Source organism: Kitasatospora sp. NPDC032150 (assembly GCF_055579945.1).
The window spans coordinates 141,749-149,876 of record NZ_JBVIMH010000019.1; the positions used below are offsets into that span (position 1 = coordinate 141,749).

General features: G+C 70.2%; 6 protein-coding genes. 4 read left to right on the plus strand and 2 right to left on the minus strand.

The features are described 5' to 3' along the window. Positions 1-525: 525 nt before the first annotated feature. Positions 526-1,326: an HAD family hydrolase gene (locus tag ACZ5ON_RS22790; RefSeq protein WP_465595620.1), complete on the plus strand. Its 801-nt coding sequence runs from the start codon at positions 526-528 to the stop codon at positions 1,324-1,326. Positions 1,327-1,755: 429 nt separating this feature from the next. Here ACZ5ON_RS22790 and ACZ5ON_RS22795 read toward each other — a convergent pair whose 3' ends face one another. Continuing rightward, on the minus strand, positions 1,756-2,640 hold the full coding sequence (locus ACZ5ON_RS22795; RefSeq protein ID WP_465595583.1) for a Fic family protein: 885 nt from the start codon (positions 2,638-2,640) through the stop codon (positions 1,756-1,758). A gap of 193 nt (positions 2,641-2,833) precedes the next feature. Between ACZ5ON_RS22795 and ACZ5ON_RS22800 the strand changes: the two genes are divergently transcribed. Then, complete coding sequence (locus ACZ5ON_RS22800; RefSeq protein ID WP_465595586.1) at positions 2,834-3,832, plus strand: nucleotide-binding protein; 999 nt, start codon at positions 2,834-2,836, stop codon at positions 3,830-3,832. A 363-nt stretch (positions 3,833-4,195) separates the two neighbouring features. Beyond that, entirely contained in the window at positions 4,196-6,538 is a 2,343-nt protein-coding gene (locus ACZ5ON_RS22805) for a SulP family inorganic anion transporter (RefSeq protein ID WP_465595589.1), read from the plus strand. 114 nt (positions 6,539-6,652) lie between these two features. On the opposite strand, the gene ACZ5ON_RS22810 is transcribed toward ACZ5ON_RS22805, so the two are convergent. Next, a complete protein-coding gene (locus ACZ5ON_RS22810; protein WP_465595592.1) occupies positions 6,653-7,117 on the minus strand; it encodes a hypothetical protein in 465 nt (154 codons plus the stop codon). A 508-nt stretch (positions 7,118-7,625) separates the two neighbouring features. On the opposite strand from ACZ5ON_RS22810, the gene ACZ5ON_RS22815 reads away from it, so the two are divergent. After that, the coding region (locus ACZ5ON_RS22815) for an acetyl-coenzyme A synthetase N-terminal domain-containing protein (RefSeq protein WP_465595593.1) at positions 7,626-8,128 on the plus strand (503 nt) is incomplete at its 3' end.

Consider the following 8,128-nt stretch of genomic DNA (forward strand, 5'->3'; position numbering starts at 1 on the left):
GAAGGCCGGGAACACAGTGGCCCGCCCCCACCCGAGATCCGCGGCCAGGGGGTGGAGTCACGTCTCACCAACCAAGGCTGAATAAACACGGAGAGTAACGAATCAGTCCCGGTGAGCCCTCTTGGCGGATCATCCTCGCCCACCGCGAATACCGTCGGCGAGCCTTCCCTGGGATCGTCGAGAAGCCCGAAAAATGGCCCCGGACGTGCGACGACCCCCGCCGGGGGGGAGAGCGGGGGTCGTCTATCCACAGCCCGACTCGGGGGGGAGGAGCCGGACCGGGTTAGCACGGTCGCGAACGATCCGTGACTTCCATGGTGTACCCGAGCGGCCAGAAACACAAACCCACACGCTCGCGCGTACGCCGAATGGCGGGGTGTTTTGCCGGGCCCTCTATCCTCAGATCCCGTGGACACCTCCGAGAACGCCGACGTCGCCGAGCACGACGGGAACTCCGCGTACCGTTCCGCACCGAACGGCACTGAACCGGTACCTGCGGCCGCCTCGCGTCGCCAGTATGGCGCGGTGCGAACCGCCGCATTCTTCGATCTCGACAAGACGATCATTGCCAAGTCGAGCGCCCTGGCGTTCAGCCGGCCGTTCTACCAGGGCGGCCTGATCAACCGTCGGGCCGTGCTGAAGAGCGCCTACGCCCAGTTCGTCTTCCTGGTGGGCGGCGCGGACCACGACCAGATGGAGAAGATGCGCGAGTACCTCTCCGCGCTCACCCGGGGCTGGAACGTCCAGCAGGTCCGCGAGATCGTCGCCGAGACCCTGCACGGACTGATCGATCCGATCATCTACGATGAGGCCGCCTCGCTCATCGAACAGCACCACGCGGCCGGCCGCGATGTCGTGATCGTCAGCAGTTCGGGCTCCGAGGTGGTCGAGCCGATCGGCGCACTGCTCGGCGCGGACCATGTGATCGCCACCCGACTGAAGATCGAGGACGGCCGGTACACCGGGGAGATCGAGTATTACGCCTACGCGGAGAACAAGGCCGCGGCGATTCGGGAACTGGCCGAGGCCGAGGGCTACGACCTGGCCAACTGCTACGCGTACAGCGACTCCTCGACCGATCTGCCGCTGCTCGAGGCGGTCGGCCACCCCTCCGCGGTCAACCCCGACCGCGCTCTGCGCAAGGAGGCCCTGGCGCGCGACTGGCCGGTCCTGGTCTTCGACCGCCCGGTCGAACTCCGACGCCGACTCCCGGACTTCAGCGCGCCGAGCCGTTCCGTGGTGACGGCCGTGGCAGTCGGCACCGCACTGCTGACGGCCGGGGTGCTCTGGTACACGGCGGCCAAACGACGGCGCCCGTCCGCTTGACGCTACCGGGCCCGGGCGACGTCGCACCGGGGCCGCCGCACTGGTCTCCGCCCGGCCCGGTCGGTTTCCGCACGCCCAGCCGGCAAGCCACCCCATCAGGACGAAACGGACAAAAGGCAAAGACTTCTTTTTTCGGGTTCCGCTTTCCGTCGAACCGCGATAGAAATGAGTTACGGCCCGCGAGACCCGGTCAGGACCCAATAAGGGTCGTTCCGACAACGCAGTTCAGGCCCACGGACCGCGTACAGATAACTGGGCACCCACATGCAGCCGACCCGCTGTCGGGCCGCCGCACCAGGTGAATGGGCAGGATCCCCGCCTGATGGGCACTTACGGTGCATGCTTGGTAACTCGGTACCTGTACCAGCGGCGGCACCCAGCAGGATCAGGTGCCGCCGCAACTCTGCGCCGGGACGGCGTCCGGGCCGCTCAGACCATGCCGCGCTGCATCGCTTCACAGACCGCCGTGCTCTCCCGCACGCCCAGGCGGAGCGCCTTCCCGCAGTGCCCGATCCAGGCGGCCATTCCCTCGGGCGTGCCGCTGAGGTAGCCGCGCAGGGCCTCCCGGTAGGCGGCTGTGCCCAGCTCCGCGAGACCGACCTCCGCCGGGCAGATGGCCTTGGGATCGAGCCCCTCGCCGATCAGGACGATCCGCTGTGCGGCGCGGGCGATCATGCCGTTGCGCGAGGCGAACGGCCGCAGCGCGAGCAACTCACCGTGCACCACTGCGGCCACGACCAGCGCGGGGGTTCCGCTCGCCGCGCCCTCCGCCCGGGCCACCAGCAGCCGGGAGAGCTGCTCGAGGCGCGCCGCGACCTCCTCGGCCTGCGGCGCGGGCGGGAGCTCCGCCATGCCGGAGACCGCCTCCTCGACATCCTCGGCCGCGGCCAGCTCCAACGGGAAGATCTCGGCCGCCCCCTCCCCCGCGCGTCGGGGCCGCCCGGCGGACTCGTCCGCGTCCCCGACCACCAGCAGGTGCAACCGGGCCAGCACCTGGAGCGGGGAGTGCCGCCAGACGCTCAGCAACTGCCCGGCCTCGGCGGAGATCCGCAGCGCGCCGCCGATCGTCCGGGCCTCGGGGTCGCCGCCGAAGTCGCTGCGGCGGCGCACCTCCTCCAGCGGCCAGTCCGCCCCGTCCAGGGCGGCGGAGGCACGCGCACCGCGCAGGGCGGCCTCCGAGGTCACCTCGGGCGAACGGCGGCGCATCACACGGTGCCCGTACAGCCGGTCCACGGCCTTGCGCACCTCGGCAACAGCCTCGGGCACCCCGGGGAGCTCTGCAAGTGGGGCGAGGGGATCAGTTCCAGTCGTCACCTACCCGAGAGTAATGAACCACCCGCTGGGGCCGGTACAGCAACCCCACCATCACCCGTTTGAGGCAATCCCCGATTCCCGCCCTCGCGGAGCACCGGCGCGCCGCTAGCATGGCCACTATCGGTGACGATAACGATTTCCAAAAACAATCCCGGCGGCACACGTCCCGCCCAAGCGAGAGTCGGGGTCCCAGATGAAGATCGCCTTCGTCGGCAAGGGCGGCAGCGGCAAGACCACGCTGTCGGCACTGTTCATCCGCCACCTGGCCGCCGCTGGGCGCCCGGTCATCGCCGTCGACGCCGACATCAACCAACATCTGGGAACAACCCTCGGGCTGACCGACGATCAGACCGCCGCACTGCCCACGCTCGGCGAACACCTGCCCCAGATCAAGGAGTACCTACGCGGCAGCAACCCGCTGATCGGCTCCGCCGAGGAAATGATCAAGACCACGCCGCCCGGCCGGGGTTCACGCCTGCTGCGGATCGTCGAGGAGAACCCGGTGTACGCCGCCTGCGCCCGGCCGATCGCACTCGACGAGGGCTCGGTCCGCCTACTGGCGACCGGCGCCTTCGCCGAGGAGGATCTGGGCGTCGCCTGCTACCACTCCAAGGTCGGCGCGGTCGAGCTGCTACTGAACCACCTGGTCGACGGCCCGGACGAGTACGTCGTCACCGACATGACGGCGGGCTCGGACTCCTTCGCCTCCGGCCTGTTCACCCGTTTCGACCTGACCTTCCTGGTGGCCGAACCGACCCGCAAGGGCATCTCGGTGTACCGCCAGTACAAGGACTACGCGCGGGACTTCAACGTGGCCCTGCGGGTCGTCGGCAACAAGGTGCAGGGCCCCGACGACCTCGGATTCCTCCGACGCGAGGTGGGCGACGACCTACTCGCCGCCTTCGGCCAGTCCACCTGGGTCCGCCACCTGGAGCAAGGCGCCGAGCCGGAGCTGAGGACGCTCGAGCCCGCGAACCGCGAGGTGCTCGCCCGGCTCAAGGCGGAGACCGACGCGGCCTTCGGACTGCGCGACCCGCAGCGCTACACCCGGCAGGCCATCCACTTCCACCTCCGCAACGCGGAGAGCTGGGGAAACGCGAGGACCGGGATCGACCTCGCCTCGCAGATCGACGAGGACTTCGTGCTCGACGTCGAACAGGCCGCTGATCAACTGGACGCCGCCCCTGCCTGACGACCCAGGTCGCACACCGGCGCCGATTTGCCCAGGCGAAGGCCGGCATCCCCAGGGGTGCCGGCCTTCGCGCTGCCCGGCGACGCCCGGTCGGCCATCGCGGAGGTCAGGACGTATTCCCGGAAGACCCGGCCACCACCCATAGGAATGAATCCAGGGCCGCTTCCTTCCACTCAATTTCACCGTGTGCAAAGATTTCATTACTCTCGGTTTACTGATTCTTGATGGTTCATGGGCCGCCCGCGACACTCCCCGCCGCGCCCACGCCATCCCGCCGTACCGTCGCGACCCACGACAGCCGATCCGCCTCCGAGCTCCCCCACCGGACCTGACTGCGTTCGTTCCCCGGAAAGACGGGAAGACATGACCCTCGACATCTCCAGCGCACCGATCGCCTCCGACACCACCGACCACGCGCCACCGGACACCACGACCCCCGGCCCCCTCCCGGCGCGGCCCGCCGGCCTGCTGCACGACCTCACCGCCTCCCTGGTGGTCTTCCTGGTCGCCGTCCCGTTCTCGCTCGGCATCGCCCTGGCCACCGGCGTCCCGCTCACCTCCGGCCTGGTGGCCGCCGCTGTCGGCGGTCTGATGGTCGGTCTCCTCGGCGGCACTCCACTCCAGGTCAGCGGCCCTTCCGCGGCCCTCACCGTGATCGTCGCCGGGCTGATCGCCCGGTTCGGCTGGCAGGTCACCTGCGCCGTCACCGTGATCGCCGGACTGCTGCAGCTGCTGCTCGGCTCACTGCGGGTGGCGCGGACCGCGCTCGCCGTCTCACCCGCGATCGTGCACGGGATGCTGGCCGGCGTCGGCCTCACCATCGCCATCGCCCAGTTGCACGTGGTACTCGGCGGCTCACCGATGAGCTCCGCACAGGCCAATCTCCTCGCGCTGCCCGGCCAGCTCTCCGGTCCACATCTGCCCGCGCTCGCGGTCGGCGCCGTCGCCATCGCCATCCTCTGCGGCTGGCCCCGGCTCGGCCGGCTCCCGGGCTCGGCAGGGCGGCTGGGCGGCGCGCTGGCCAGGGTTCCCGCCGCCCTGGTGGCCGTCACCGGCGGTACCGCGCTCTCCGTGGGCCTCGGGCTGAGCCTCGCCCGGGTCGAGCTTCCCGCCTGGAGCCGGCACGCCCTCGCCTCACCTCCCAGCCCCGCCGTGTTCGTCCAGCACTGGCCCGTCCTGCTGGCCGCCGTGCTGACGGTGACAGCCGTGGCGAGCGTGGAGTCGCTGCTCTCCTCCGTCGCAGTGGACCGGATGACCCACAGCTCGAGCGACCTCAACCGCGAGCTGCGCGGGCAAGGCGTCGCCAACGTGCTGAGCGGCCTGCTCGGCGGGCTTCCGGTGGCGGGCGGTGCCGTCCGCAGCACCGCCAACATCCGGGCCGGCGCCGTGAGCCGAAAATCCGCCGTCCTCCACGGGGCCTGGGTGGCTCTGGCCGCGGTCGCCCTGGCCGGCGGGCTGCGCCGGATCCCGCTGGCGGCGCTGGCCGCGCTGGTCCTGGTGGTCGGCATCCAGATGGTGAGCTTCGCGCACATCCGGCGGGTGCACCGGCACCGGGAGTTCCCCGTCTACCTCACCACCGTGCTGGGAGTGGTTCTGCTCGGCGTCCCGGTCGGTGTCGCCCTGGGCGGCTCGGTGGCCGTCCTCCTAGCCTTGTACCGGCTGACCCGAGCACATGTGGAGGTCTCGGCGGAGCCCGACGGCTCGTACCTAGTCCGCACCCATGGCCCTCTCACCTTCGCCGCCGTCCCCAAACTGAGCCGGGCGCTCGCCCTGATCCCCCCGCGGGCCCGGGTGACGGTATGCCACGACGGCTCGTTCCTCGACCACGCAGCATACGAGCAGGTGCACACCTGGCGGGTCGGCCACCAGGCCGAAGGCGGCCGGGTCTCGATGCTGACGGAGCGGTATGACGACGAGGTGCTGGACCCGGACGGCACCGTCCGCTCCGGCAGTTCCTCAGGCCCGCACCGCTGCCGGGCCTGGACACCCTGGGGTCGTCACCACTGCATCGAGCAGAGCAACGAGGACCCGCATGGCCGACTGCTGGACGGGGTCCGCGGCTTCCAGCAGCACACCGCGCCGCTGGTCCGCCACGAACTTGCCAGGCTCGCGCGTGAGGGCCAGGCACCCTCGCAACTCTTCCTGACCTGCGCCGACTCCCGCCTGGTCACCAGCATGATCACCAGCAGCGGCCCCGGCGACCTGTTCACCGTACGGAACGTCGGGAACCTGGTCCCGGCACCGTACGAGCCGGGGGCCGCCGACGACTCGGTGGCGGCGGCGGTGCAGTACGCCGTCGAGGTGCTGGAGGTCCGCAGCATCACCATCTGCGGGCACTCCGGGTGCGGCGCCATGAAGGCCCTGCTGGACGGGGTCCACGAACAGCCAGGGCCGCCGACGCCGCTGACCCGCTGGCTGCGCAACGGACGCGGGTCGCTGGCCCGGCTGAGGCGGGCACCGGCCGAGTTCGCCGGGCGACCGGTGGTCGACCTCGCGGAGCAGCTCTGCATCACCAACGTGGTCCAGCAGTTGGACCAGCTGCTGGCCAACCCGGCGGTGGAGCGCCGGGTCAACGAGGGCACCCTGCGGCTGGTCGGCATGTACTTCGACTTCGCCACCGCCCAGGCGTACGTCTTGGACCGGGAGAAGGGCCGGTTCGTGTCCGTGTCGGAGGAAAAGCTCGACGAACGGCCAGTGGCAGCCTGACGTCGCGCGCCTCCTCCGGCGCCTGGCCCGGTCGGGCAGGACCGGGCCAGGCCCTCTAGGGGGATCCTCGAGTTCGAGGCTCGAGGCCGTAGTTGTGATCTTGGACAGAGTGGGTCAGGGCCGTAGCAGATTGGCCAGGTCGGCCGGGGTGACGTAGCCCGGCCAACGGCCGTCCCGGAACAACTGGACGCCGGCGGCCCGGTAGCACTGGTCGACCAGTTGGGAGCAGATCATGTGCCGGCTGTCCGCGACATAGGCCTTGATCAGCAGGCCTATCGGAAGATGGAAGTGGTGTGCGGCGAGCGCGAAGTAGTCGGCCGCACTGTAGGGGACCCCGACGTAGCCGCGGGCCGCAGCGACCACGGTCTGCCGCTGTTCCTCGGTCAGCGCGAACCTGTCGGTCGACCAGCGGATCGGCCGGCCGTCGTACTCGATCAGCGGCCCGACCCGGGCGCCGCCGGGTTCGGCCTCCATCAGCTCGCCGTCGCCGAGGTAGACGAAGGCGTGCTCGAAGTCGGCGAATCCATCGCCGTTGAGCCACTGTCCGATCCTGATCAGGCGGCCGACCTGGCCGTCCATCCGGACAACGGCGAAGTCCCCTGGAAGGGGCGGAAGTAGGGGCTCCCCGGGGCGGGCCGAGGCAGCGGGGGTCGCGGGAGTTCCGGGCATGTGCATCCCCCCAAGAACGGGAGCGCTGCGTTGAGGAGCGGGCCCGCGAGTGACGACGACGAGCCCGTACCGTCAGTGGATTACCCGCCGGACCGGCCGTCAACACCCTTCGTGGCAGCCCGCGCACATTCGGTGATCGGTGGCCGGCGGTCGACGGAAAGCAATCGGCGGCCGGCGGTTGGCGGTCAGCACTCGGCGCTCGGCGCTCGGCGCTCGGCAACCAGGGAGCCGGGTGGAACGCCCGCGAGGGCGGAGCCGCCAGCGCACATCCGGGCCGGCCCACCTAAAGGTCTAAACCAATTGAAAGCAGCCTCTTGTCAACATGGCGGTTCGCCTGGTGAGCTGTGCGCTGGGACACACGGGACAATCCCGCCCCACGGGATCTCCCGGCATATGAAAACTCGATGAGGAGTGCGCGTTGAGCAACGAGAGCCTGGCCAACCTGCTCAAGGAGGAACGCCGTTTCGCTCCGCCCGCGGAACTCGCCGCTGCCGCCAACGTCACCGCGGCCGCGTACGCGCAGGCCTCCGAGGACCGGCTCGGTTTCTGGGCCGAACAGGCCCGCCGCCTCGACTGGGCCACCGAGCCCACCCAGACCCTGGACTGGACCAACCCCCCGTTCGCCAAGTGGTTCGCCGACGGCAAACTCAACGTGGCCTACAACTGCGTCGACCGGCACGTCGAAGCCGGCCACGGCGACCGCGTCGCGATCCACTTCGAAGGCGAACCCGGCGACGGCCGCTCCATCACCTACGCCCAGCTCAAGGACGAGGTCTCCAAGGCCGCCAACGCCCTGCTGGAACTCGGCGTCACCACGGGCGACCGGGTCGCCGTCTACCTACCGATGATCCCCGAGGCCGTCGTCGCGATGCTCGCCTGCGCCCGCATCGGCGCCACCCACTCCGTCGTCTTCGGCGGCTT